The sequence below is a fragment of the Paraconexibacter antarcticus genome, assembly GCF_024220175.1.
In the GTDB taxonomy this organism is placed as follows: Bacteria; Actinomycetota; Thermoleophilia; order Solirubrobacterales; family Solirubrobacteraceae; genus Paraconexibacter; species Paraconexibacter antarcticus.
Genome location: NZ_CP098502.1, coordinates 1,759,101 through 1,782,865, shown reverse-complemented (window position 1 = coordinate 1,782,865; position 23,765 = coordinate 1,759,101). Strand labels below are relative to the sequence as shown.

The 23,765-nt window shown below is 72.3% G+C and carries 23 protein-coding genes and 1 pseudogene; 11 read left to right on the top strand and 13 right to left on the bottom strand.

Annotated features, from left to right (window positions below; genetic code table 11):
• The first annotated feature begins 52 nt into the window (after positions 1–52).
• From NBH00_RS08795 to NBH00_RS08785, 3 genes are all read left to right on the top strand, one after another.
• Positions 53–1,513 (top strand): MFS transporter, encoded by a 1,461-nt coding sequence (locus NBH00_RS08795; protein ID WP_254572960.1) that lies wholly within the window; start codon positions 53–55, stop codon positions 1,511–1,513.
• On the top strand, positions 1,510–1,974 hold the full coding sequence (locus NBH00_RS08790; protein ID WP_254572959.1) for a universal stress protein: 465 nt from the start codon (positions 1,510–1,512) through the stop codon (positions 1,972–1,974). The genes NBH00_RS08795 and NBH00_RS08790 overlap by 4 nt, the downstream gene beginning before the upstream one ends.
• 153 nt (positions 1,975–2,127) lie before the next feature.
• Positions 2,128–2,403, top strand: coding sequence for a hypothetical protein (locus NBH00_RS08785; RefSeq protein WP_254572958.1), 276 nt, complete (start codon positions 2,128–2,130; stop codon positions 2,401–2,403).
• Positions 2,404–2,616: 213 nt separating this feature from the next.
• On the opposite strand, the gene NBH00_RS08780 is transcribed toward NBH00_RS08785, so the two are convergent.
• Positions 2,617–2,892, bottom strand: a complete 276-nt coding sequence (locus NBH00_RS08780; protein WP_254572957.1) for a hypothetical protein — start codon at positions 2,890–2,892, stop codon at positions 2,617–2,619.
• A 217-nt stretch (positions 2,893–3,109) separates the two neighbouring features.
• Entirely contained in the window at positions 3,110–4,615 is a 1,506-nt protein-coding gene (locus NBH00_RS08775) for an MFS transporter (protein WP_254572956.1), read from the bottom strand.
• Positions 4,616–4,836: 221 nt separating this feature from the next.
• Between NBH00_RS08775 and NBH00_RS08770 the strand changes: the two are divergent.
• From NBH00_RS08770 to NBH00_RS08755, 4 genes and pseudogenes are all read left to right on the top strand, one after another.
• Positions 4,837–5,380 (top strand): annotated as a pseudogene (locus NBH00_RS08770) (MOSC domain-containing protein).
• Positions 5,381–5,607: 227 nt separating this feature from the next.
• A complete protein-coding gene (locus tag NBH00_RS08765) occupies positions 5,608–6,501 on the top strand; it encodes a tyrosine-type recombinase/integrase (protein ID WP_254572954.1) in 894 nt (297 codons plus the stop codon).
• A 61-nt stretch (positions 6,502–6,562) separates the two neighbouring features.
• Complete coding sequence (locus NBH00_RS08760; protein WP_254572953.1) at positions 6,563–7,084, top strand: winged helix-turn-helix domain-containing protein; 522 nt, start codon at positions 6,563–6,565, stop codon at positions 7,082–7,084.
• Positions 7,081–7,773: a nucleotidyl transferase AbiEii/AbiGii toxin family protein gene (locus NBH00_RS08755; RefSeq protein WP_254572952.1), complete on the top strand. Its 693-nt coding sequence runs from the start codon at positions 7,081–7,083 to the stop codon at positions 7,771–7,773. The genes NBH00_RS08760 and NBH00_RS08755 overlap by 4 nt, the downstream gene beginning before the upstream one ends.
• 289 nt (positions 7,774–8,062) lie before the next feature.
• On the opposite strand, the gene NBH00_RS08750 is transcribed toward NBH00_RS08755, so the two are convergent.
• The 7 genes from NBH00_RS08750 to NBH00_RS08720 all read right to left on the bottom strand — a co-directional run bounded on the left by NBH00_RS08750 (position 8,063) and on the right by NBH00_RS08720 (position 15,261).
• Positions 8,063–9,397, bottom strand: coding sequence for an IS1380 family transposase (locus tag NBH00_RS08750; RefSeq protein ID WP_254572951.1), 1,335 nt, complete (start codon positions 9,395–9,397; stop codon positions 8,063–8,065).
• A gap of 106 nt (positions 9,398–9,503) precedes the next feature.
• The gene (locus tag NBH00_RS08745; protein WP_254572950.1) at positions 9,504–10,145 is read right to left on the bottom strand and encodes a hypothetical protein; all 642 of its coding nucleotides are present in this window, start codon (positions 10,143–10,145) and stop codon (positions 9,504–9,506) included.
• A 15-nt stretch (positions 10,146–10,160) separates the two neighbouring features.
• Entirely contained in the window at positions 10,161–10,976 is an 816-nt protein-coding gene (locus tag NBH00_RS08740) for an ABC transporter permease (protein WP_254572949.1), read from the bottom strand.
• Entirely contained in the window at positions 10,976–11,959 is a 984-nt protein-coding gene (locus NBH00_RS08735; protein WP_254572948.1) for an ABC transporter ATP-binding protein, read from the bottom strand. The genes NBH00_RS08740 and NBH00_RS08735 overlap by 1 nt, the downstream gene beginning before the upstream one ends.
• Before the next feature lie 2 nt (positions 11,960–11,961).
• Positions 11,962–13,191 carry a hypothetical protein gene (locus NBH00_RS08730; protein WP_254572947.1) on the bottom strand — a complete coding sequence of 410 codons (1,230 nt, stop codon included), beginning with the start codon at positions 13,189–13,191 and terminating at the stop codon, positions 11,962–11,964.
• Positions 13,192–13,195: 4 nt separating this feature from the next.
• On the bottom strand, positions 13,196–14,596 hold the full coding sequence (locus tag NBH00_RS08725) for a sensor histidine kinase (protein WP_254572946.1): 1,401 nt from the start codon (positions 14,594–14,596) through the stop codon (positions 13,196–13,198).
• A complete protein-coding gene (locus NBH00_RS08720) occupies positions 14,593–15,261 on the bottom strand; it encodes a response regulator transcription factor (RefSeq protein WP_254572945.1) in 669 nt (222 codons plus the stop codon). Before NBH00_RS08720 ends, NBH00_RS08725 begins: the two co-directional genes overlap by 4 nt.
• 99 nt (positions 15,262–15,360) lie before the next feature.
• On the opposite strand from NBH00_RS08720, the gene NBH00_RS08715 reads away from it, so the two are divergent.
• Complete coding sequence (locus NBH00_RS08715) at positions 15,361–16,179, top strand: COG4705 family protein (protein WP_254572944.1); 819 nt, start codon at positions 15,361–15,363, stop codon at positions 16,177–16,179.
• Between the two features lie 91 nt (positions 16,180–16,270).
• The gene (locus NBH00_RS08710; RefSeq protein WP_254570036.1) at positions 16,271–16,705 is read left to right on the top strand and encodes a hypothetical protein; all 435 of its coding nucleotides are present in this window, start codon (positions 16,271–16,273) and stop codon (positions 16,703–16,705) included.
• Positions 16,706–16,852: 147 nt separating this feature from the next.
• On the opposite strand, the gene NBH00_RS08705 is transcribed toward NBH00_RS08710, so the two are convergent.
• From NBH00_RS08705 to NBH00_RS08690, 4 genes are all read right to left on the bottom strand, one after another.
• Positions 16,853–19,114 carry an ABC transporter permease gene (locus NBH00_RS08705; RefSeq protein ID WP_254572943.1) on the bottom strand — a complete coding sequence of 754 codons (2,262 nt, stop codon included), beginning with the start codon at positions 19,112–19,114 and terminating at the stop codon, positions 16,853–16,855.
• Between the two features lie 400 nt (positions 19,115–19,514).
• Positions 19,515–20,237, bottom strand: a complete 723-nt coding sequence (locus tag NBH00_RS08700; RefSeq protein WP_254572942.1) for an ABC transporter ATP-binding protein — start codon at positions 20,235–20,237, stop codon at positions 19,515–19,517.
• Positions 20,234–20,917 (bottom strand): ABC transporter ATP-binding protein, encoded by a 684-nt coding sequence (locus NBH00_RS08695; RefSeq protein ID WP_254572941.1) that lies wholly within the window; start codon positions 20,915–20,917, stop codon positions 20,234–20,236. Before NBH00_RS08695 ends, NBH00_RS08700 begins: the two co-directional genes overlap by 4 nt.
• Complete coding sequence (locus NBH00_RS08690; RefSeq protein WP_254572940.1) at positions 20,914–21,486, bottom strand: hypothetical protein; 573 nt, start codon at positions 21,484–21,486, stop codon at positions 20,914–20,916. The genes NBH00_RS08695 and NBH00_RS08690 overlap by 4 nt, the downstream gene beginning before the upstream one ends.
• 159 nt (positions 21,487–21,645) lie before the next feature.
• On the opposite strand from NBH00_RS08690, the gene NBH00_RS08685 reads away from it, so the two are divergent.
• Both NBH00_RS08685 and NBH00_RS08680 read left to right on the top strand, forming a co-directional pair.
• A complete protein-coding gene (locus tag NBH00_RS08685; RefSeq protein ID WP_437126609.1) occupies positions 21,646–22,344 on the top strand; it encodes a response regulator transcription factor in 699 nt (232 codons plus the stop codon).
• A 442-nt stretch (positions 22,345–22,786) separates the two neighbouring features.
• The gene (locus tag NBH00_RS08680; protein WP_254572938.1) at positions 22,787–23,707 is read left to right on the top strand and encodes a sensor histidine kinase; all 921 of its coding nucleotides are present in this window, start codon (positions 22,787–22,789) and stop codon (positions 23,705–23,707) included.
• Positions 23,708–23,765 lie beyond the last annotated feature (58 nt).

The window sequence follows — 23,765 nt, the reverse complement described above, 5'->3', positions numbered from 1 at the left end:
GGCTATCAGCGTCGGAACTTGCAAGTTCCGACGCAGGCGCTACGCTGGGACGATGGAACTCACCAGTCTCGACGGTCCGCCCAGTCCCTGGACGGCGCAACAGCGCAGGACCCTGACGCTGACCTCCGTCGCCGCCGTCCTGCTGCTGAGCAACGTCACGAACGTGCTCGTCGCGCTGCCCGCCCTCTCCGGTGATCTCGGGCTGACGCCGGCGGACCAGCAGTGGGCCGTCAGCGCCTACGCCCTGGTGCTCGCCGCGCTGCTGCTCGCCGCCGGCGCCCTGGCCGACGACCACGGCCGCCGGCGGATGCTGCTCGGTGGCTTCGCGCTCTTCGCGGTCACGTCCCTGGCGTCCGGGCTCGCCCCGTCGGCGCTCGTCTTCATCCTCGTCCGCGGGGTGCAGGGCGCCGCGGGGGCGGCGCTGCTGTCCACGGCGATGGCGCTCATCGCCCACGAGTTCCAGGGAGCGGCGCGCCGGACGGCGCTCGGGGTCTTCGGCGCGATGCTCGGGCTCGGGCTCGCCCTCGGGCCGCTGCTGGGCGGCGCCCTGACGCAGTGGCTGAGCTGGCGCTGGGTCTTCCTCGTCAACGTCCCCTTCGCGACTGCCGCCGTCGCGTCGGGTCTCCGGACGCTGCCGGAGTCGCGTCCTGCGCTGCGCGAATGGCCGGACTGGGCCGGCGTCGCCACGCTCCTGCCGGCGCTCTTCCTGCTGATGCTCGCGCTGATCGAGGGCAACGACCAGGGATGGGCGTCACCCGCCACGGCCGCCGAGTTCGGCGCGGCAGCCGTCGCCCTCACGCTCTTCGTGCTCGTCGAGCGGCGCGGCGCGCGGCCGATGGTCGACCTCGGCCTCTTCCGGCTGCGCACGTTCACCGCCGCCGCCGTCGCGGTCTTCGCCTTCTCCGCCGCGGTGCCGGCGCTGCTCGTCTATCTCGTCCTGTACCTCGAGGGCGTCCTGCACCAGGGGCCGCTCGCCGTCGGCGCCGAGCTGCTGCCCTTCGCGGCCGTGTCGTTCGTCGCCGCCCCAGTTTCCGGCGCCCTCATCGCCCGCCTCGGCGACCGGACGCTCATCACCTCCGGCCTGCTCGTCGCGGCAGCAGGGACCTACGCCCTGCGGCGCTCGGGCGCCGACGGCTCGTGGACCGCACTGCTCCCGGGCCTCGTGCTCTGCGGCGCCGCCCAGGGCATGCTCAACCCGCCGATCACGAACGCGGCCGTCGGCGCCGTGCCCCCTGAGCGCAGCGGGATGGCCTCCGGCGTCAACAACACCGCCAGGCAGCTCGGCGTGGCGACCGGCATCGCCGCTCTCGGCGCGATCTTCCACGCGAAGCTCGGTCACCCGGCGCCCGGCCCTGGCGCGGCCGCGGCCAGCGTCGCGGCCCTGCACCTCGTCCTCCTCGTCGCCTCCGCGGTCGCCGCCGCCGGTGCGCTGGCGGCCTTCGTGCTCCTCCGCAACCTGGACGACCGACCGCCGGTCCTCGTCACCCCCTCCGTCAAAGGATCCCCCGCATGACCCCCTCACAGACCGTCCTCATCGCCTTCGACGGCTCGGCCGACGCCGCACGCGCCATCCACGTCGCCGGTGACCTCCTGCCCGGCCGCCCGGCCGTCGTGCTCACCGTCTGGGAGCCGCTGCTCGTCGCCCTGGCGCACCACCCGCTCACGGCACTGGCGCCCGTGCCCTTCTCCGCGGAAGAGGAAGACGAGCGCAGCGCCGACTCCGCGCGGCTCGTCGCCGCCCGCGGCGCCGACCTGGCGCGGTCGGCCGGCTTCGACGCCCAGGCCCTCTCCCGCGCCGACAGCCACGAGATCGCCGAGACGATCCGCGAGACCGCCGACAGCCTCGACGCTGCGCTCATCGTGACCGGCTCACGAGGACTGCGGGGGCGGAGCGCCCGTCACGGCAGCGTCTCCGAGCACGTCTTGGAGCACGCAGGACGCCCGGTGCTCATCGTTCCGTCGAGCGCCACCTGAGGCGGCCGGGCGTCGACGCCGGCACCGTCGACGCGGCCACCGGGCGGTGCGTGGCGTGGGACACCGACAGCGCCTCGGAGCGACGACCGCGAGGCTCGCATCGACGACCAGCTTCACCAGCCGCGACGTCCGGGTGCGGCCGCGGCGACCCCTTTGTGCACCGGCCGACCGTCCTCGAACCGCTGCCACCCCTCGGGCATCAAGTGGCTCCTGCCGCTGCACGCCTTCTGCTGCAACTTCGGCGGAACGCACGCCATCCACCACTTCCTCGTGCTCGACCCCTTCTACCTCCGCGAAGCCATCGCCAAGGACTGCCAGCAGGTCCTCCGGGAAGGCGGCGTCCGGTTCGACGACTACCAGACCTTCCGCCGCGCCAACCGCTTCGGCATCGGCGAAGTCGCCCTCGGCGGCGGCCACGCCGACCACTGATCGCCGGCCGTTGGCGCAAAGGCCTCGTGGCACGCGTTCAAGGCCGCCGCTCGATCGAGCGGCGGCCCGGTCCTCGCCGAAGCGCTGCTTCCGTGTGGATCCACGCGCGCCGGGCGTGCCTGCGGGAACGCCGCCCGCACTTCTCCCTCCGCGAAAAGTCGTGCTCCTCGTGGCGTCCGGGGGCAGCTCGGCGCCGGCGTTACCTCAAGGTTCCTATCGCCTGATGATGTTGTGCACCTCGAGCACCTCCGGCTCGCCGGGGTTGATGCCCACCTCAGCCAGAATCGGACGCAGGCGCTCTCCGAACGCCTCGAGCTGCTCGTGCGAATCCCAGACCTGGCTGACCTTGAGGTTGCCTTCCGAGCCAAAGCAAAGCTCGTAGTCGAGCCCGTCTGCTGGAAACACCCCCGCCTCCGTGAGCCGACGGACAACCTCGTCGTACTGCTCTGCGGTCAAAGACGCGGGCGAGAACCGAATTACCAAGCTCACGATGGGCCTCCTTTTGTGGGGTCACGCTTAGCGTAACCAGGTTCGGCGGCCGATAGCTGTTTTTTCTGTAGGCGCAGCTGGTCATACGGGCGAACGTTGGTGATCACCGGCCAGGCGGGATGGTCGACGTTCGAGGGCTGGACGCCCCGGCTTCGCGTGAACCCGAGCGTCGCGTCACTACCGCCATCTGAGCACGGCGTCGGCGGAGGGCCCCAGCTCAGGATCGTGCCGACGCTCGTGCCGGGCGAACCCGGAGTCCGCGGCCGCGCCACGCGGCGAGCAACGGGGGCGAGTACCACGCGGGCTCGTCGCCCGAGACGAACTCCTCGAGCTGTGGCGTCTGCGGTCGTGCGCCCCCCAGGAGGTAGATCCCGAGCGGTAGGAGCGTGCCGGCGATCGCGAATCCGAGTCCCACCCAGAGGGCGATGCGCGTGCCCGTGACCGGGTCTCCCCCGACGGTGAGCGCGAAGTGCGCGAAGACGGGCGCGATCATGAAGGCGGCGACCGCCCGCAGGAGCTCGACGATCGCGAACACGCGCTGAAGGGTGGCGGACGGGAGCGAGAGGCCGGCGTTGAACAGTGCGGGCGCGACGGTCGCGCCGAGGCCGACGCCGGTCAAGGCTGAGCCGATCAACGTGGTGCCCTGCGTCGCCGGGACCCGGATGAGGAACACCCCGATGCCGGCGGCAAGGAAGCCCATGCCGACCAGCGGCATGTACTGGACGGTCCGCCTGCCGATCAGGTGACCGAGGAGGTAGGCGGTGATGAGGGCGCCCGCGAGCTCGGGCAGGTAGAGCAGCCCGATGTGCAGCGGCCCGAAGCGGTTCACGAGCAGCGCGGCCGTGAGCGCGGTCGCCGAGACCGACGCCGCGGCGGCGAACAGGGCGAGGACGATGCCGGCCACCGGGATCGTGCTCGTCAGCATCGTCCGGATGGTCAGCAGCGGCCGGGAGGAGCGGTACTGGCTCACGATGAGAACGACGATGACCGCGAGGCCGCCGACCAGCATCCCCGCCGTACGCAGCTCGAGGAACCGGTGGGAGGTGAGCTCGGACGCCCCGAAAAACGCTGCGGCGGAACCGACGGCCGCCAGCAGCACCGGCAGCGGGCTGCGCGGTGCCGTCGGGTCGGCGGGCGGGACGTCCTCGAACGTGAGGACCGCGAGAACGAGCGCAGCGGCCGAGACGGCAGCGACGCCCCAGAACAACGGGCGCCAGCCGTGTGACTCCGCCTGGAGCCCGCCGATCGCCGGCCCGAGCGTGACGGCGCCGAAGATGCACATGCTCATGATCATCGCCGTCTCGCGGAAGCGCGAGGCACCGAAACCGAGGGCGAGAGGTGGAACCGCCGCGATGAGCAGGAGGCTCGTGCAGAGGCCCTGAAGCACGTGTCCTGCGATGAACATGGCCGGGTTCTGAGCAGCCGCCGCGAGGACGGAACCGACGACCAACACCGCGACGTAGACGATCATCATCCTGCGCTGGTGCAGCAGCTGGGCGAACTGCACCGCCAGCACGGTGCCGACCGCGTAGGCGGCGTTGGCCATCCCCGACGCGAGGCTCATGCCCTGGTTGCTGATCCCCAGGTCGCGCCCGATGATCGGGGTCACCGGTCCGATCGCCGCCGAGAGCGCAAGGTACGGGATCAAGGCGAACATCACCATCGCTGCCGCGGCGGGATAACGGCCCGCCCACGGACCGCGTCTTGTCAGATCTTCGCTCATGCTCCCGAGCCGTACCCATGAATCGGGTCGCTCAAGCCGTCCCCGCCACTCCGACCGTCCCCGCCGCGGACAAGGGTCGTGGCCGAAGGCCTCGCGCGCTGAGGCGATGACATCGTGCCCCTACCCAGATGACGCGCTGGTCCGCGTGCAGGCAGTCGCCGGGCCGGATGATGCGGGGGCCGGCTGGGTAAGTTCGGGGCGTGCATCTGCCGCCGAGCGTCCTGGGGCCCGGGGTCGTGGAAGGGGTCAGCCGCTCCCCGGAGCATGCGTTCAGCAAGACGAACGTGGCGTGCATCCGTCTGCTGGCCGGACTCGGGGTGGATGGTGACGCCCACTCGGGGCGCACGGTCCGACACCGGTCCCGCGTGGCCCGCGACCCAGGCCAGCCGAACCTCCGACAGGTCCACCTCATCCATGCCGAACTCCACGCCGAGCTGCGCGCGCGGCTTCGAGGTCGGTGCGGGCGCCATGGGTGAGAACGTCACGACGCGTGGGATCGACCTGCTGGACCTGCCGACCGGCAGCCGTCTCAGGATCGGAGACCAAGCGGTCGTGGAGGTCACCGGGCTACGCAACCCGTGCGCCCAGCTGGACCACCTGCAGCGCGGACTCATGGCTGCGGTGCTGGACCGTGACGAAGCAGGCAACCTGGTTCGCAAGGCCGGCGTCATGGCGATCGTCGTCGCCAGCGGCGAGGTGCGACCCCGAGACCCTGTCGTCGTGGAGCTGCCGGCGCCGCCCTACTCGCCGCTGGAACGGGTGTGACGCCGGCCAGAGGGAGTTCGCGTTGTACCCGCGACCGCACCGAGCGTACGACGTCAGAGACCGCGGCCCGTGCCGCGTCCCCTCGCTGTCGAGTGGACCTGCCCCGGCGCGCCAGACGCACGAAAGGCCCCCTGGCGAGACGGGGCGTGACATGTCCGCATCGAGGTCTCAGGCGATCACCGAAGCGACCCTTTGGCGCCACCTCCACCCTGCAGGACTACGAGATCATGCTGCGCCGCCACTTGGTCCCGTTCTTCGGCGCCCGGGCCCTTGAGCGGATCGACGCCCACCTGGTCTCCGAGTACCTGCTGGTCAAGCAGCGCGACGGCCTGGCCTCGAAGACCGTCGGAAACCAGCTGCCGTTCCTGCACGGCCTCTTCCGTCACGCGATGAAAAAGGGATGGGTCTACGCAAACCCCGTCGCCGCCGTGGACCGGCCCCGCGACCCGGAGACCGACGCCGACATCCGCTTCCTCACCCACGAGGAAGTCGAAGCGCTGCTGCGCGCGGTGCCGGCCGACAGCGAGTTCGCCTGGGTCGACCGGCCGCTGTACCTCACCGCGATCACCACCGGCCTGCGACAAGGCGAACTCGTCGCCCTCAGATGGCGTGACGTTGACTGGTCAGCGGGCGTGATCCGCGTGCGGGTGAGCTACTCCCGCGGCGAATGGGGCACCCCGAAATCCCGGCGCTCAAGCCGAGCGGTGCCGATCATCGACCGCACCGCCGCCGAGCTCGAGCGCCTCTATCAGCGCTCCAGCTACCGCGGCGATGACGCCCTCGTGTTCGGACACCCGGTCCTCGGGTCGGTGCTGGACACCTCGAAGCTGCGAAAGCGCTTCAAGGACGCCCTCACGACCGCCGGCGTTAGGCAGGTCCGCTTCCACGACCTGCGCCACACGTTCGGCACCCAGGCCGCCGCCGCGGGTGTCCCGCTCAGGACACTGCAGGAGTGGATGGGGCACCGCGACTACAAGACGACGCTCATCTACGCCGACTACGCCCCCCGCACGCACGAGAAGTCGCTCATGGAACGGGCCTTCGCCCCCACCCCGCGACTCCCGTTCCAGCCGCGGCCCGACCCCAGCCCTCAGCACGATGATGACGCCGACGGGCTGTGATGCTGAGTGCATGCAATACCTGTTCCATGTTCCGGAACATGGAACAAGTAAGGTGGTGGCCGTGCTCAAAGGCCAGGACATCGTCGTGCTCGTGCAGTTGCTCAGCGCACCGCTGGGGTGGACGATGCGCGAGCTCGGCGAAGGCCTCGGCCTCGCGCCCGGACCCGTACACCGTTCACTTGCGCGGCTCGCCGACTCCGGCCTCTACGACGCCGGGCGCCGGCGCGTGATCGCGGGCGCCGCCGAGGAGTTCCTCATCCACGGGCTGCGCTACGTCTTCCCCGCCCGCCCCCAGGGCGAGGTCCGCGGCGTCCCCACCGCCTGGGCCGCCGCCCCGTTGCGCGAGCTGCTCGCATCCTCGGACCCGCTGCCCCCGGTGTGGCCCGCTCCAGACGGCACCGTCAGGGGCCTTGCCCTTGAGCCGCTTCACCCGGCCGCACTGCTCGCCGCCCGCGCCGACCCACTCACCGGCGAGCGGCTCGCGCTGCTCGACGCCCTCCGCGCCGGCGACCCCCGCACCCGCGGCGTCGCCGCCGACCAGCTCCGTAAGCGCCTCGACCCCACCCCCGTGAGTCCAGCATGAGCATCGAGCTGCTCGAACGCGCCGCCTCCGCGCTCGCAGACCTGCGCGACGAGGTCGTGTTCGTCGGCGGCGCCACCATCGTGCTGTGGATCACCGACCCCGCCGCCCCGACACCACGCCCCACCATCGACGTAGACGTCATCGTCGAAGTCACCACCCGCCCCCAGCTCATCCGCTTTGACCAAGCCCTCCGCGACCGCGGTTTCCGCGAAGACCGCGACAGCGGCATCATCGGCCGCTGGAACCACGGCACCGACCTCATCCTCGACGCCATCCCCGCCGACGCATCACTCCTCGGCTTCGAGAACCACTGGCAACGACAGGCCCTCCCCCACGCCCAGACCAGGAAGCTGCCGAGCGGCACCACCATCCGCGCCGTCTCCCCGCCCTACCTCCTCGCCACCAAGCTCGAGGCCTACACCGGCCGAGGCCAAGGAGACCCCTTCGGCAGCCGCGACCTCACCGACGTCCTCGCCCTCTTCGACGGCCGCCACGAACTCACCGCCGAGATCGCCGCCGCCCCCACCGACATACGCACGTACATCGCCGACCAACTCAACACCTTCACCGCGATGCCCCGGTTCCTCGACGCCGTCCACGGCTCACTGGCACCCGACCCCGCCAGCCAGGCACGCGCAGACACCGTAATCCGCCCGCGGATCGACGCTGCACGCCACAAACCGACCTGATCGGCAGGGCGCGGCGCCACCCTCGCCCCGCGGCGAGCCCTGGCCTCGCAGCAGTGCGATCGACGGCGGCTGAGCTACGTGAGACGGGAAGCTGGAACGGCGCGCGGTGACGCAAGCTGAAGTGCTCTATGCACCTGACTCAGCACGGCGAAAACGGCTCGATTTCTGCGGTGAGCGGAGCATCCTGAAGCCACGGTGACTTCGACTTGAGGAGTCGGCATGTCGGCTTCGGTAGGTGTGGATCTCGTTGGTGCTCCGCGGCGTTCGCCCGCAACCGCGCCGGGCTTTCTCATCGGCCTCTACCGGGCCTTCGTGGCCGGCGGCGCCGCCTGCAGCCGCGGGAAGTACGCGCTGACGCCGTTGAACGTCCAGGGGCCTTGCGTCTTGCAGGCCGGGGCGGCACCGAAGGCCGGGACCAGGAGCGGGTTTGCGGTGTTGCGGCAGTCGTAGGACTCCAGGCCGCCGTGCTCGTAGGCGCGCGGAGGGTCCGCGCGGTGCGGGTGGTGGCGTCGGGGAGGGCGATCTTCTGGGTCCAGCGCAGCAGGTTGTGCGCGATCGCGGCGATGACGGTCCAGGCGGCGTTGGCGTTGTACTTGCCCGAAGGGAAGTGCGCGAGCGCTTGGTCTTTGAGGTCGCGGATCGCGAGCTCAACGACGGCGTGCTGGCGATGCTCGGCCTCGACAATCTGGAGGTCGTCGGTGCGGTTGGTGGCGAACGGGTAGTGCTCCCAACTCGGGAGCAACTCGCCCTGCTGGGAGAGCGTGCGAACCCGCCTGACGATCATCCGAAAGTCGCCGATCGTCGTCTCGGCGATCTGCGCGATCGACGTCTTGGGGTAGTCCTCCAACGTGGCCCAGGCGTCCTCGGGAATCGCTTCTACGAGCGCGCGAACATGGGGCTGCATGCGGATCCCGATCGAGAACTGCCAGCCGGCCCGGTCAAGCCGCACGAACGTCTTCTTCGCCCAGAACCCCGAGTCGGTGCGCATGAGCTTCTGGCCGGTGGCGCCGGCGCGGTCAACGCGGGCGATGAGCTCCTCGCAGAAGCGGAGCATGCCGCGGGAGGTGTTCGCCGAGCCCTTTCGCAGCCGGATGTGGAGGACCTCACCGGTGTCCGCGCGGGTCGCCAGGAGTGGGTGGTAGCCGAGCTGGCGGGTGTAGCCGTAGCCCGCGCCCTGCTTCTTGTAGCCGTGGACCTCACCGACGAACGAATCAACGTCGATCACCAGCCGCTGATCGCCCGGGCCGGCGCCCGCCGCCCACGCGCGTTCAAGCGCGAGGCCGAGCACCCGGTCCAGCTGCCTGACGTGCCCGAACGTGAACGCCCGCAGGAACGTCCCCAAGGTCGAGGGCGCCGCAACACGATGCCCGAGCACCGCCGCGGTCTGCCCCGACCGAAGCAGGTCGCAGTCATCGATGCAGTCCGCGCCGAGAACCATCGCCGAGCACATCGTCATGACCTTCCGGCCCGGGTTCGCCGCGCCCGGACGGTCGCCGAGATCAACACAATCGTCGACCAGCGCCTCCAGGCCGAGGCGGCCGGCGAGCAGTGCCGGGAGCATCACGCCCGCGTTCGCCACCGCCCGCGCATCATCGAACACCACGACCGCCGACTCGTTCACCATGAGGGTGACCTCCTGAGCAGAGCCGCGACAGGCGCAATCTGTCGCTTTCAAGCCCTGCTTGGGAGGTCACTTAAGCGAACCGTCCGGCGGAACGGTGGATCAAGGCTCAGCCCTCGAGCCGACCCGCCGCCGTCAGGCCATAGCCGCCGGTGCGGGTCGTCGCGCCCACCCCGGAGACTGACACGCGCGGGTCGGAGAACAGCGTCAGGCCGGCGAGGCTGCCGACGAGCGGCAGGTTCGGCTGGGCGACGAGCGCGCCGTCGACCGCCGCCACGACGGCGTCCACGCCGAGGCCGAAGGCCGTCGCGCGCAGGACCAGCTGCCCGCCGCCGCTGGCGACCGGGCTGACCGCGAACCCGGGTGGCAGGGCGCGCTGCAGGTCGGTCGCCGCGAGATAGGCGGACGCGCGCAGCGCGCCGTGGTCCTCGTGCAGCCGGAGCGCGCGCAGGCGCAGCACACCGTCCTGGAACCGGTCGATCGTGACGTCCGCCGTCCGGGCGTCCTTCGCCTGGGCGAGCAGCGCGCCGACCCGCGCCTGGGAGACGCGCAGGCTCGTCAGGTGGACGTCCACGCGGTCCGCCTGCCCCCACAGGAGCTTCACGGCGGGGAACGCGGAGACGTGGACGCGCGCGACGACGGCCTCCCCCGCGAGGCGGCCCCGGAGCAGGTGCGCGGCGACCTTCGGCAGCACGAGCTGCGCGGCGACGAGCAGAACGAGGAGCGTGCCCGCCACCGCGAGCACGCCCAAGCGCCAACGGTCCACTCAGCCGCCCGTGACGTCGCGGCGCATGAACGAGCTGAACGCGACCGCGAGCGCCGGCACCGCGTACAGCGCGCAGACCCAGGCGGCGCGGACGACCGGCGCGTAGTCCACCGGGGTGCGCAGGAAGCCCTGCCACGCGTTGAACTGCGTCGTCAGCAGGTACGGCTGCAGCGAGCCGAGCCCCGGGAGGATCGTCACGAGCTGCAGGATGAGGGAGATCATCAGCGCCCCGACGACCGCGGCAGCCGAGTTGTGGGTGAGGACGCTGAGTAGCAACGCGATCGCGACGATCCCGAGCAGCGGCATCATGTAGACGAGGAGGCTCGCCGCGATGAGCTCGATGCCCTTCGCGGAGGAGACGGTCGTCCCCGAGAGGGTGACGAGCGGGTGCAGGCCCGAGACGGCGATGCCGGCGAGGAGCGCGACGACCCCCATCGCGGTCAGGGCGACGAACGCATAAGTTGCCGCCGCGAGCACCTTGGCGACGAAGATCCGCGAGCGGTCGGTCGAGCGCGTGAGGATCGTCTTGAGCGTGCCGTTGTGGTCCTCGGCGGCGACGATGTCCCCCGCGACGAGCGACGCGATGAGCGGGAACAGCCAGATCGAGCCGAAGATGAGCAGGACCGGCGGGATCGCGAGGCCGCTCTGGCGGACGTAGCGCCCGAAGGCGACGTCGTTCGGCTGCCCGTTCTGGACGAGCAGCGCGCCGGCGAAGACGAGCGGGACGAGGACGGCGGCGCCGAGCCCGAGGTACGTGCGCTTCTGGGCGAGCAGCTTGCGCAGCTCCCAGGCGTAGACGATGCGCAGCGCCGGCATCAGGCGGCCACCGCATCGGAGTCCGCGGGGGACGATGGCGGGACGGCCGCGCCGTCCTCGGTGAGCGTGAAGAACACGTCCTCGAGCGTCGCGCGGACCGGGGTCAGCTCGAGCAGGCCGAGGCCCGCCTCGACGAGGGCGATCGAGAGCTCGCCGACGGCGGCCTCCTCCCCTTCGAAGCGCAGCGCCCCGGGCGCCGACGGCGTGTCCGGGTCGTGGGCCACGGCGGTGATGCCGCGCTGGGCCTCGACGACGCGGCGCGCCCGCTCGTCCTCCGTCGTGCGCAGCCGCCAGTGGCTGCCGGCCCGCGCCCGCAGCGAGGTGATGTCGCCCTCGTAGACGATCCGGCCGGTGCGGACGATGGCCACGCGGTTGCAGAGCTCCTCGACCTCGGGCATGAGATGGCTCGACAGCAGAACAGTCGTCCCTTCCGACGAGAGGCGCGCGACGAGCGCGCGCATGTCGCGCATGCCGGCCGGGTCGAGGCCGGTCGCGGGCTCGTCGAGCAGCAGCAGCTTCGGGTCGCGCAGCAGCGCGGCGGCGACGCCGAGCCGCTGGCGCATGCCGTGCGAGTAGCCGCCCACGCGGTGCTTCTGGCGGTCGGCCATCTCGACGATGTCGAGCGCCGCGTCGATGCGCCCGGCCGCCCCGTGCCCGTCGAGCGCCGCGAGCATCTCGAGGTTCTTGCGACCGCTGAGGTACGGGTAGAAGCGCGGCGCCTCCACGAAGCCGGCGACGCCGTCCAGCGCCCGCGCGCCCTCCACGAGCGGGTCGCGGCCGAAGAGGCGCGCCTCACCCGACGTCGGGCGGATGAGCCCGAGCAGCATGCGCAGCACCGTCGTCTTGCCGGCGCCGTTCGGACCGAGGTAGCCGTAGACGTCGCCGCGCTCGACGGTGAGGTCGACGCCCGCGACGGCAGTGACGTCGTCGTACTGCTTCACGAGCCCCCGGGCCTGGACCGGAGGCGCGCCCGCGTCGGACATGCTCACAGGCCCCGGGCCGCGGCCTCGGCGGCGGCGGGAGGCACGGACCCGGCGACGACGTACTGCACGCCGCCGCGCTCGAAGCGCAGGACGGTGCCGAGGGCGGTCGCGAGCTCGTCCGCGCTCGTGCCGTTGACGGAGACCTGCGGCAGGCCGCTGCCGCCCTCGCCGTGGTGACGGCGCGCGAGCAGCGGCAGCGTCACGTGCCCGCCGCCCGCGGTCTGGAGGATCGCGATCCCGCCAAGGCCCTTGCCGTACGTGACGAGGGCGCCGCTCTTCCCGTCGCCGAGGTGGACGAGCCGGACCGCCTGGCGGGGCAGGCCGACGAGGGTCGCCGGGGCGCTGAGGGTGAACGGGACGGCGGCCGCGACCGCTTTGGCGCCCGTCGGGTCGGCACTCTTCGACTTGCCGGTTTCGCCGCCGCTGTCGTGGCCACCGAGCTTGGAGGCGAGGTCGATACTCGTGATCTTCGCGCCGGCCGGCGGTGCCACGGCGAGGTCACGCTCGGCGACGGTGCCGTAGCTCAGGTCGGTGATCGCGAGCTCGAGCACCGGGCTCGAGGAGCCCTGCTGGTACACCGCGGCGCGCAGCGGCACGCCGGTGGCAGCGTCCCAGGCGACCTCGGCGGCGCCGACGAGGCCGCCGTCGTGGGCGGGCGCGATCCGGAGCGTGTAGGCGGAGATCCCGTGGACGTTGGACGGCATCGCGCCCGACAGGTCGAGCTTGCCCGCCGCCTCGGTGAGCTTGCGCTCGACGTCCGCGATCGTCGGGACGCCGTGCGCGTCCGCCTTCGCGCCGGAGGGGTGGGCGGCGCCCGCGTCGGCGGGGAGCTTCGCCTCGTACACGGAGTTCGACTGCTGGTCGTAGAGCGTCACCTTGTCGCGACCGACGACGAGCTGCGTGTCGCCGTTGTCGGACTGCAGCTCCAGGCGTACGCGGCCGTCACCGGACGCCCACAGCCGGCCGTTGGCGCCCTTCAGCAGCGGGCTGCCCGTCGGCAGGCTCGAGGAGTCGACGAGCTTGTCGGTGAAGGTGACCCGCGCGCTCAGCCCGGGGACCTTCGGCGCGGTCAGCGCGGCATGGAGGGCGGCCGCCAGCGGCTTCGCCGGTGGCTTGGCGCCGCCGCTCGACAGCGCGCTCGAGGCCAGGACGGCCGCCGCGATGACGAGGACGACGAGGCCGCCCGAGACGGCCAGCAGGCGCTCGGTCGACATGCGGCGCAGTGAGCTCATGTCCTCAACCTAGCCCTCGATCGTGAGGGCTCTCTGACGATTTCGGCGCCGGTGCGCCAGGAAGCCGGATCGTGAACGTGGCCCCGTCGACGGTGACCTCGCCGCCGTGGGCGCGCGCGGCAGCCCGGACGATCGCGAGGCCCAGGCCGGACCCCGGGCGGCCCGCCGCGATCGCGTCCTCGCCCCGCCAGAAGCGATCGAACGCGTCCTCCGCTGCGGCGGACGGCAGCCCGCCGCCCTCGTCGCAAACCGTCGCCGTCACCCCGGCTCCATCGCGCCCGACGGTGACGCGGACCGTGCCGCCGGCCGGGCCGTGCACGAGCGCGTTCCCCACGAGGTTGCCGAGCGCCCGCCGCAGCGCGCCCGCGTCGCCCCGGACCCACGCGGGCGCCGGCGCGTCGATGGTGACGCGCTCGTGGCCCGGCTCCTGCCCGAGGCCCCGGGCGAGCGCGGCGACGTCGACCGCCGCCTCGGCGGCGGGTCCCGGGCCGCCCGCACGGCCGCGTTCGATCGCGAGCAGATCGTCGACCAGGCGCGCCATCCGCCGCGCGTCGGCCTGCAGGTCGGCCACGACCGCCGGGTCCGCGCCGTGCCGCGCGAGGTACTCGGCGTTCCCGGCGAGCGCCGTGATCGGCGTGCGCAGCTCGTGCGACGCGTCGGCCAGGAAGCGCCGCTCGGTCGCCTGCGCCCGGTCGAGCGCCGCGAGCATCGCGTTCAGCGAGTCCGTCAGCGCCCCGACCTCCCCTGGCCCGCCGGCCGGGAGCCTAGCCTCGGCGTCCCCGCGCGCCGCGATCCGCGACGCCTCCGCCGCGAGCCGCCGCAGCGGCGCGAGGCCGCGCCGCGTCAGCAGCGCCGCGGCCGCCGCGCCGGCCGCGCCGGCGAGCAGTGCGAAGACGAGGATGAGGTGGCGCAGCCGCTCGTTGGTCGCGTCGATCCCGCGGGTCGACGCCCCGACGATGACCGCACCCCCCGCCGCCGGGCCGCCGCCGAGGTCGGCGAGGGGCGCGACGAACAGCCGCACGGACTCGCCCGAGAGCCGGCCGGTCAGCGACCCGGTGCGCCCGCGCTCGATCGCTGCGCGGACGAGCGACCCCGTCGGGAGCAGCCGTCCACCGAGCGCCGACGAGCGCGCCACGATCCGCTGCCGCCGGTCGAGCACCTCGACGGTGAGGTCCCGGCCGCCGAACGGCGCGTCGAGTGTTCCCGGCGTCGTCAGCAGCGCCGGCGCCGATGCGCTCAGCCGGGCGACGTCCGTTGCCCGCGCGCGCAGCGTTCCGTCGAGCGTCCGGCGCAGCTCGTGAGAGACGATCGTGCGCGACGCGACGCCCAGTCCCGCGACGGCGACGAAGACCGCAACCGCCGCGGCGAGCGTCACCCGCAGGCGCAGCGAGAGGCCACCGGTCATCCGGCGTCCAGGACGAACCCCACCCCGCGGACGGTCCGGATCACCGCCGGGTCGGCGAGCTTGCGGCGCAGCTGCGCGACATAGCGGTCGACGACGTTCTCTACCGCCGCCCCCCAGATCCGCTCCAGGGCGACCTCCCGCGTGACGACCTGACCGGCGTTGCGCAGCAGCAGCTCGAGCAGGTCGCACTCACGCTCGGTCAGAGCGACCGGCCGGCCGGCGAAGACCACCTGCCGCGCCGCGACATCGAGCACGAGGCGCCCGACCGTCAAGACCGTCGCGGCGTCGGCGGGCCGCGGCCGCCCGCGCCGACCGATCGCCCGCAGCCGCGCGCGCAGCTCGTCGACCGCAAACGGCTTGACGAGGTAGTCGTCCGCCCCCGCGTCCAGGCCGGCCACGCGATCGGCAATCTCGTCCCGCGCCGTGAGCAGGAGGATCGGCGCGACGACGCCGCGCGCCCGCAGTCGGCGGCAGACCGCAAGGCCATCGAGCCCCGGCATCGCGACGTCGAGCACCACCGCTTCGGGTGCGCACCGCTCGACCGCCGCCAGGGCCTGGCCGCCGTCGGCGACGGCCTCGACCTCGTGCCCGTCCGCCGCCAGCGTCCGCGCGAGCATCCGCCGGACCGACGGGTCGTCGTCGACGACGAGGATGCGCGAGCCCACCACCCCAGCGTAGTCCGGGCCGCCGGTGGCTCGCCGGCGCACGCCTCTGCCTCCGCCCGCTCAGGAACTGATCAGGTCGTGGCTGGGAGCCTGCCGCACATGAGCACTGATTCGCGCGAGGTGCCGATTGCGGGGCACCGGCTGTTCGGAAAGAACCTGCTGAACAAGGTTCCCGAGGTGACGATCTACTTCTGGATCATCAAGATCCTCTGCACGACGGTCGGCGAGACGGGGGCGGACAACCTCTCGAGCAGGTACAACCTCAGCGACGCGACGCTTGCGTATTACACGGGCGCGATCCTCGTCGCCGTCCTCGTCTTCGTTTTCGCCTTCAAGAAGTACATCCCGCTCTTCTACTGGGCCGGGATCGTCCTCATCAGCGTCGTCGGCACGCTCATCACCGACAACCTCGTCGACAACCACGGGGTCGCGCTGCACACGACGACGATCATCTTCTCGATCGCCACGCTCGCGAGCTTCGCGATCTGGTACGGCGTGGAGCGGACGCTGTCGATCCACTCGATCGTCACCCTCCGCCGCGAGGTCTTCTACTGGGTGACCGTCCTGTTCACCTTCGCGCTGGGCACCGCCGCCGGCGACTACATCGCCGAGACGAGCGGCCTGGGGTACTGGAAGTCGATCATCCTCTTCGGCGGCTCGATCGCGGTCATCACCGTCGCGCACCTGAAGTTCGGCCTCAACGCGATCTTCGCCTTCTGGGCCGCGTACGTCCTGACCCGGCCGCTCGGCGCGTCGATCGGCGACTACATGTCCCAGGCCAAGGCCGACGGCGGCCTCGCGCCGGGCACGAACACGACGAGCTACATCTTCCTCGGGACGATCCTCGCGCTCGTCGTCTACCTCAGCATCACGCGCGTCGACCAGACGCCGCCCGAAGCCGAGGCCCCCGCCGTCTGAGCTCCGCCCCGGTAGGTGGTACCGCTGCCGGCCCGTCTCGCCCCTCTGTCCGCGCCCTGAGCCCGGTCACCCGCCAAGAAGGAGTCCCGCCGTGAGCACCACCGAGAAACCCGCGCGTATCCTCGTCCTCGCCGACCGCACCGCGACCGACCCGGCCCTGCTGGAAGCGATGCGCGAGCGTGCCGCGCGCGGCCCGGCGCAGTTCCGCTTCGTCGTCCCCAACCCGGCCCCGGCCGAGTGGCACCCGATGCACCCCGAGCGGCGCGACAAGGCCGCCGAAGCCGAGCGAGCGCTGACCGAGGCGCTGCCCGCCATCGAGGAGGCCGCCGGTGGCCCGGTGATCGCTTCGGTGTCGATCCGCCACGACCCGATGGACGTCGTGGACGGCGTGATGTTCCACGAGCCGATCGACGAGATCATCCTCTCGCAGGCGTCGCACCCGATCGAGCGATGGTTCCACGTCGATCTCCCGCACCGCCTGGCCCACCTGAAGGTCCCCCTGACGGTGGTCGACAGCGCGGGCTGATCGGCCGCCGGGACGAGGCCGGCCCGCGCCCCAGCAGCCAACGCTCACGCCGGACCGCGGCGGTGCCCTACGCGACGACCGGCCCCGACGGTTGCGCTCGAGCCTACGCGGCAGCGCCGGCCGCCCACGGGGGCATGGACGCTCGCTCTACAGGTCGCGGAGTTCCTCGACGGCGGGACGCCGCAAGGCACGTAGGGTCACGATCCCGGCGGCGGCGGCTGCGGCGACGGTGAGGCCGAGCACGGTGCTGAGGTAGCCCCAGGGGATCGAGAGGTAGTCCGGTGGCGGATCGAAGACGCCGGTCAGGACCTTGATGAGCATGTCCGTGATGCCGACGGCTATCGCGGCTCCGAGGGCGAGGCCGCCGATCGTCACGAAGGCCGATTCGCCCCAGACGAACGCGCCGAGCTGGCGGCTCTTGGCGCCGAGGGCGCTGGCGATGGCGAAGGACCGTCGGCGCTCGTGGAAGCCGAGGCCGAGGGCGAGGCCGGAGGCGGCGATCGCGAGGATCAGCGCGAAGCCGAGCTCGACCGTGGTCAGGCCGCCGAGCTCGACGGCGGTGAGGTTCGAGCCCACCACTTTGCGCTGGGTGACGATGTCGGTCACCGCTGCGCTGGTGCCGACCTGCTTGCGGATCCGGGCGGCGACGGTCGCGGGGCTGGTGCCGTCGGTCTGCACCAGGAGGGTGCCGACGGCAGCAGAGCCGGTGGTCTTGGCGATGTAGCTCTGGTTGGCGATCAGGAAGGAGTCCTTGGGTGCGGTGGGGAACTCCTTGGCCACGCCGACGTAGTGGAAGGGGATCGTCTTGAGCTGCTTCGTGACGCCGTCCTGCAGGCGCAGGCGGATCGTGTCGCCGGGGCGTAGCTGGAAGTCCTTGACGGTTTCCTGGGAGACGAGCAGGTTGTCGGGGCGGGCCTGCAGCGTACGCATCAGTTGTCTTGCGCTGCCTCCGACGAACCAGCCGTTTTGGAGCTTGCCCGCGGAGAGGATCGACCGGGGCCGTACGCCATAGAGGTCCTGCAGGTCGGCGCCGACGTAGACGTAGCGATGTTGGAGCGGTTCGACGCTCCGCACGCCCGGGACCTTGGCCAGGGCGCTCGCACCGTCGGGGCCGACGAGGGTTCCCGGGGACTCGGTGACGCTGACGTCGGCGCCGTTGGTCAGGCGCGCGTCGGCTTCGGCTTGCTGCTGGTAGGTGGCGTTGAAGACCGAGGTGGAGCCGGCGAAGGCCGCGGTGAGCGCGAGCAGCGTGACGGCCCCGGCCAGCAGCCGTCGCTGGCGGCCCATCGTCGCGGCGACCGTCGGTGCCAGTTGGCCGCCGAGCGGTTTCAGCAGCCGCGCCAGAGGAGTGCGGCCGCGGACGAGGACCAGGTCGGCCATGCGGTAGGTCAGCAGGCCGGCACCGATCCAGCCGAGCACGGGTGCGGCGAGTGCGTACCAGTTGACGGAGATCTGCGGGACGCCTTCGGGGGCGAGGACGAGGTTGTAGCCGTTCTTTGACGCCTGCCAGAACACCAGGCCGGACGCGGCCAGCGCGATGAAGTCCATGCCGTAGCGGGCCCACGAGGGGCTGCGGGCGCGGCGCCCGACGGTGGCGCGCTGCCCGGCCACTGTCAGTGAGCGGGCATCACGCCAGGCGGGCACGGCGATGGCGGCGGAGGCGATCGATAGGCCACCGAGGGCAGCGCCGCCGCCCCACAGCAGCGCGGCGAGCGTTGAGGCGCCGAAGCGCGTTGTTCCGAACGTCGTCGATCCGATGATCAGCGCGGCTGCGAGTCCCGCGGCGACGCCCAGCCCGCCGGCGAGTGCAGTCTCGCCGAGCGCGACGCTGATCAGACGACGGGTGCTGGCGCCGCGGGTGCGTAGCAGCGCGGCGTCACGGCGGCGGCGGTCTGCGCCGGCGGAGGCGATGGAGGCGGTGAGCAGGGCGGCGAGGATCGCGCCGGGGACGCCGAGGAACAGGAACAGCAGCTGGGCGTAGAGGGCGTCCTTGCGTGCCTGGTCCAGGGCGGTGCCGAGGTTGTCGCCGACCAGTCCGGTGCCGGCGAGCTTGGTCTCGAGGTTGCGCGCGTGGCCGGAGACCTGGGTGTATGCCGCGCTGGGCGAGCCTGGGAGCGCCCGCGAGAGCGACGCGTGGATCTGCGTCACCACCAGGTCGGGGCGCAGCCGCGCGACGGGGGCCTCGAGCTGGGCGAAGGTGCGCTGGGGGAGCAGGATGACGTTGTCCGGCGGCGCCTGGGGCTGCGCGCCGACGGGTGCGCCGACCTGCTGGAAGAACGAGTCGGCCTGCGGTAGATCGACGACGCCGTCGACGCGGACGCTCGCCGCCGGGAGGCCGGCGCGTCCGATGCGCACCGTGTCGCCGGGCTTGGCGTGGAGGTTGGCGGCGGTCTGCTGGGCCAGCAGCACGCCGCTGCCGGTGCCCGCGAGCCCGCGTAGCGCGCCCGGGAACGTCTTCGCGTACCCGGCGGGCAGGCCGATGACCTTGCCGGGGCCGGTCTGCTGCGTACTCCGCCGGTGGTGGTGGTGGTGGCGGTCAGGCCGGTCGTGTCGGCGATGGAGACGGGCTTGGCGGCGGTGACGCCGCTGAACTGCTCGACCTGGGTCAGCAGACGCGCGGGGTCGGCGCCCTTGGCGGCCTGGACCTGCCAGTCGACGCTCACTGCGGCGCTGGCGCGGCTGGTCATCTTCGAGGTCGTCGCGGAGAGGAAGGTGCCGATCGATGCGATCAGTGCGACTCCGACGGCGACGCCGAGCGCAGTGGACAGAATGCGGCCCCGGCGGTGCAACAGCAGGCCGCGTAGCCAGGTCAGCGTGACCATGAGGACTCCTCGATCGATGCAGCGGCGGGATCCGAAAGGTCGGCGGTCGTGCGGGTGAGCTGCCCGGAGTGCAGCTGCCAGCAGACGGCGAACCGCTGTGCGATCGACATGTCGTGGGTGCTGATGACCAGTGCTGCTCCAGCGTGGTCGGCGGCCTGCAGCAGCACGTCGGTGACGACTTGGCCGCTCGCGCGGTCGAGCTGGCCGGTCGGCTCGTCGGCGAGGATCAGTGCCGGTCGCCCGGCGAGTGCGCGGGCTACGGCGACGCGCTGGGCCTGGCCGCCGGAGATCTCCTCGGGCAGCTTGTCGGCCAACCCGGCGAGCCCCAGGAGCCCTAATGCCTCACGCGCTGTGGCACGTGCGCGGGCATCGGTGTCGCCATCGAGGATGAGGGGCAGCGCGACGTTCTCGATGACCGTGAGCGGTGCCAGCAACGTCGGGCCCTGGAAGACCACGGCCACGTGCCCGGGCCGCAGGTCGTCTCGGCTGCCGATGGCCGGCCAGGTCACCTCGCCGCGGGTGGGGTCGTCCAGGCCCGCCATGAGGTGCAGCAGGGTGGACTTGCCCGAGCCCGAGGGGCCGACGAGCGCGATGCGATCGCCGGGAAGGACGACGCAGTCGGTCGGCGACAGCGCGACGGTCGCCGTTCGGCCCTGCCCGAACGTGCGGGCGGCCTGGGTACAGCGGACGAGCGGCTCTGCGGGGCTCATGCGGTGACCTCGGGTCGGGGCTCGATCCGCCCGTCGCGCAGGCGGATCTCGCGGTCGGCGGTGGAGGCGACGTCGGGGTTGTGGGTCACGAGCAGGATCGCTTGTCCGGTGTCGGCGCGTTCGCGCAGCAGCGCCAGGATGCGTGCCGCGGTGCTGTCGTCGAGCTCGCCGGTCGGTTCGTCGGCCAACAGCACCAGCGGGTCGTTCGCCAGCGCGACCGCCAGGCCCGCGCGCGCAAGCTCACCTCCCGACAGCTGCGACGGCCGCGCCCCGGCGCGGGCGGCGATCCCGCAGCGTCCGAGCAGCTCATGTCGCCAGGCCGCATTCGTCCGGCGCTGCCCGATCTGCTGCGCCAGCACGACGTTCGCGTCGACCGACAGATGCCCGACGAGGTTGGTGTGCTGATAGAGCATCCCGAGCTTGCGCGAGCGGATGTCCGCGCGGTCGGCTTCGGGACGGCGTGAGAGCCGTTCGCCGTTGAGCGTGACGGTGCCTCCATCTGGCTCGTCCAGCCCCGCCAGGCAGGCAAGCAAGGTCGACTTGCCCGAGCCAGAGGGCCCGGTGACCGCCACGAGGTCGCCGGGCTGCAAGGTCAGTGAGACGCCGCGGAGCGCCAGCGTCTCGTCATCGCCGGCGTGGTAGAAGCGGTAGAGGTTCTCGGCCTCGATCAGCGCGCTCATCGCGTGTACCGCAGTGAGTCGGTGACGATCTTCCACGGGTCGACGTTGTCGGCGCCCTTGGGGCCCGACAGCGTCAGCACCACCCGGCGGCCATGATGGAAGAACACGTAGCGCTCGACCGAGTCGGTGTGCGAGCGGCCGGTGACCGGATCCACGGGAGAAGCCGCCTGGTAGGTGATCCGGATCGCGCTGCCCGCACCCCGCGAGACCGTCGAGACAGTGCCGACCTTGAAACCCGGGACGCTCCTCGCGAGCGCGGGGATCACCGAATGCCGTGCGCCGGCGAGCGTCAACGCCGAGGTCGCGCTCCGTTGCTCCATCCGCACCCGGTTGAGCTTGTCCGTGAACGACGTCACGCCCTTGGCCGGCGTGGTCCGCGCCCACCCTTCGGGCACCTTCACCGAGAACCCCGACCCCGGGGGGCTGTAGGCGACGTACGCCTGGTTGTCGGGGATGTCGCCGGCCGGACTGACCTCAGGTCCGTTGGGGTTGACCGTCTTCGCCTGGCCAGCCCCCGAACTGCTCGATCCCGATGACGAGCCGCAGGCGCTTACCCCCGAGGCGACCATGACGACGGCGGCGAGAGCGAGAAGCGGGGAGCGCATGGGGCCTCCGGGGCCTTGAAGGTGGGACATCACGCCGGAACGGTACGAGCGGCAGGTCACCGCCCGGTCCCGGGAAGGTCAACGCCAGGTCAAACCTCGCGGGCTTCCCGCGAACCGGCGCGGATGGCCCGATACGGTCAGCTGGTGACCGCCGCCGGCATCCTCGTCGTCGAGGACGATGACGCCATCGCCCAGGGCCTGGTTCGCGTGCTCGACGCCCAGGGCTACCGCGTCACCCGTGTCGCTGCGGGCCGGCCCGCCCTCAGCGCCGCCTCGGATGGGACGGGCCTGGTGCTGCTGGACCTCGGCCTCCCGGACATCGACGGGGTCGACGTCTGCCGCCGCCTGCGCGCCGCGCGCCCGGACCTGGCGATCCTCATCCTCACCGCGCGCGACCAGGAACTCGACGTGGTCGCGGGCCTGGACGCCGGCGCCGACGACTACCTCGTCAAGCCGTTCAAGCTCTCCGAGCTGCTCGCACGAGTCCGCGCGCACCTGCGACGCGTCGCGACGGCTCCGGAGGAGAGCGACCGGCCGCCGCTGCTGCACGCCGCCGGAGTGCAGATCGACCGCGACGCCCGCCGCGTGCGCGACGGCGGCCACGACCTGGCGCTGCGCCCCAAGGAGTTCGACCTGCTGCTGCTGCTCGCCGACCACGCCGGACGGGTGGTCACCCGCGAGACGATCATGCGCGAGGTCTGGGACACCGAGTGGATGGGCTCGACCAAAACGCTCGACAACCACATCCTCACCCTGCGCGGCAAACTCACGAACGCCACCGTCACCACCCTGCGCGGCATCGGCTACCGCCTGGAGGCCTGACCGCGTTGCGCCGCAGGCTGACCCTCGCGATCGTCCTGGTAGCCGGCGCGGCGGTCACGCTGTTCGCGCTACCGCTCGGCATCGTCCTGCGCGACAGCTACCGCGACCAGGAACTCCTACGCCTGCAGCGCGACACCGTCGCCGCCGCCCGCCTGATCGACCTGAGCACCACCGCGGGCGACCCGGTCGAGCTCCCGCACGCCAGCGACCGCCTCGCCGTCTACGACGCCGCCGGCCGCCGCGTCGCCTCGGCGCCGGCGGCAGGCGGGCCGCCTCACGCCGACGCCGTGGTGCTCGACGCCGTCTCTCGCCGCCGCCCTACGAGCCGCACCGGCGGCGGTCAACTCATCGTGGCCGTCCCGCTCCTGACCGGCGAGCGCGTCACCGGTGCGATCCGGGCACAGCGAGCTGATCACGCCGTGGCAAGCCGGGCACATCGCGCGTGGCTGACACTCGCGGCCGCCGCCGGGGTCGTGCTCCTCGCCCTGCTCGCGGCGCTGCTCCTCGGACGCCGGCTGGCTCAGCCCCTGGAACGCGTCGCCATGGCGGCGCGACGCCTCGGCGACGGGGACTTCTCCGTCAGGGCCCCCGCGGCGGCATCGCCGAGGTCGACGCCGTCGCCGATGCGCTGGACCTCAGCGCCGCACGCCTCGACGAGCTCATCAGCCGCGAACGCGCGTTCAGCGCCGACGCCTCCCACCAGCTACGCACCCCGCTGGCCGCCCTGCGCCTGGAGCTCGAAGCGCTGCAGCTCACCACCGACGCCACGAGCGAGCTCGACCGGGCCGTCGTCCAGGTCGACCGGCTCGAGCAGACGATCGAGACGCTTCTGACCGTGGCACGCGACGTTCCCCGCACGAAGGTCACCAGCGACATCACGAGCGTCCTGGCGGTCACGGAGGCCCGGTGGCACGGCCCGCTCGCCGCCGAAGGACGACGGCTCACCGTCGACCGGCCGCCCAGGCCCCCGTCCGTCCACGCCGCCCCCGCGGTGATCCAGGAGATCCTCGACGTGCTGCTGGCCAACGCGCTCACCCACGGGTCCGGACCGGTGTCGCTCACGCTCCGCGACATCAACGACGAGTGGATCGCCATCGACGTCGGTGACCACGGCCCTGGATTCCCCGAGCCCGCCGACGCCGCGTTCGAGCGGCGGAGCGGCCGCAGCGACGGCCACGGCATCGGGCTGGCGCTCGCCCGCTCACTCGCGCACGCCGAGGGCGGGCGGCTGGCGATCACCCACACCGGACATCCGACGCTCCTGACGCTGACGCTGCGACGCCGTGGGGCGGCGACGCAGGCCAGCTCCGCCCCGGCGGGCCACCTCACGACGACGGCCGACGACGACCGCCCCCACCACTGACATCAGGCGGCCCAGCGGCGCCTTGCGTACGACCTTCGAGGGATGCCGCCTGCGACCT

Bases quoted from the DNA above. Each gene is read 5' to 3' on its own strand.
- NBH00_RS08795 (WP_254572960.1), top strand. From the start codon at position 53: ATGGAACTCACCAGTCTCGACGGTCCGCCCAGTCCCTGGACGGCGCAA.
- NBH00_RS08790 (WP_254572959.1), top strand. From the start codon at position 1,510: ATGACCCCCTCACAGACCGTCCTCATCGCCTTCGACGGCTCGGCCGAC.
- NBH00_RS08775 (WP_254572956.1), bottom strand. From the start codon at position 4,615: ATGAGCGAAGATCTGACAAGACGCGGTCCGTGGGCGGGCCGTTATCCC.
- NBH00_RS08765 (WP_254572954.1), top strand. From the start codon at position 5,608: ATGCTGCGCCGCCACTTGGTCCCGTTCTTCGGCGCCCGGGCCCTTGAG.
- NBH00_RS08755 (WP_254572952.1), top strand. From the start codon at position 7,081: ATGAGCATCGAGCTGCTCGAACGCGCCGCCTCCGCGCTCGCAGACCTG.
- NBH00_RS08750 (WP_254572951.1), bottom strand. From the start codon at position 9,397: ATGGTGAACGAGTCGGCGGTCGTGGTGTTCGATGATGCGCGGGCGGTG.
- NBH00_RS08740 (WP_254572949.1), bottom strand. From the start codon at position 10,976: ATGCCGGCGCTGCGCATCGTCTACGCCTGGGAGCTGCGCAAGCTGCTC.
- NBH00_RS08735 (WP_254572948.1), bottom strand. From the start codon at position 11,959: ATGTCCGACGCGGGCGCGCCTCCGGTCCAGGCCCGGGGGCTCGTGAAG.
- NBH00_RS08730 (WP_254572947.1), bottom strand. From the start codon at position 13,191: ATGAGCTCACTGCGCCGCATGTCGACCGAGCGCCTGCTGGCCGTCTCG.
- NBH00_RS08725 (WP_254572946.1), bottom strand. From the start codon at position 14,596: ATGACCGGTGGCCTCTCGCTGCGCCTGCGGGTGACGCTCGCCGCGGCG.
- NBH00_RS08715 (WP_254572944.1), top strand. From the start codon at position 15,361: ATGAGCACTGATTCGCGCGAGGTGCCGATTGCGGGGCACCGGCTGTTC.
- NBH00_RS08700 (WP_254572942.1), bottom strand. From the start codon at position 20,237: ATGAGCCCCGCAGAGCCGCTCGTCCGCTGTACCCAGGCCGCCCGCACG.
- NBH00_RS08695 (WP_254572941.1), bottom strand. From the start codon at position 20,917: ATGAGCGCGCTGATCGAGGCCGAGAACCTCTACCGCTTCTACCACGCC.
- NBH00_RS08690 (WP_254572940.1), bottom strand. From the start codon at position 21,486: ATGGTCGCCTCGGGGGTAAGCGCCTGCGGCTCGTCATCGGGATCGAGC.
- NBH00_RS08685 (WP_437126609.1), top strand. From the start codon at position 21,646: ATGGCCCGATACGGTCAGCTGGTGACCGCCGCCGGCATCCTCGTCGTC.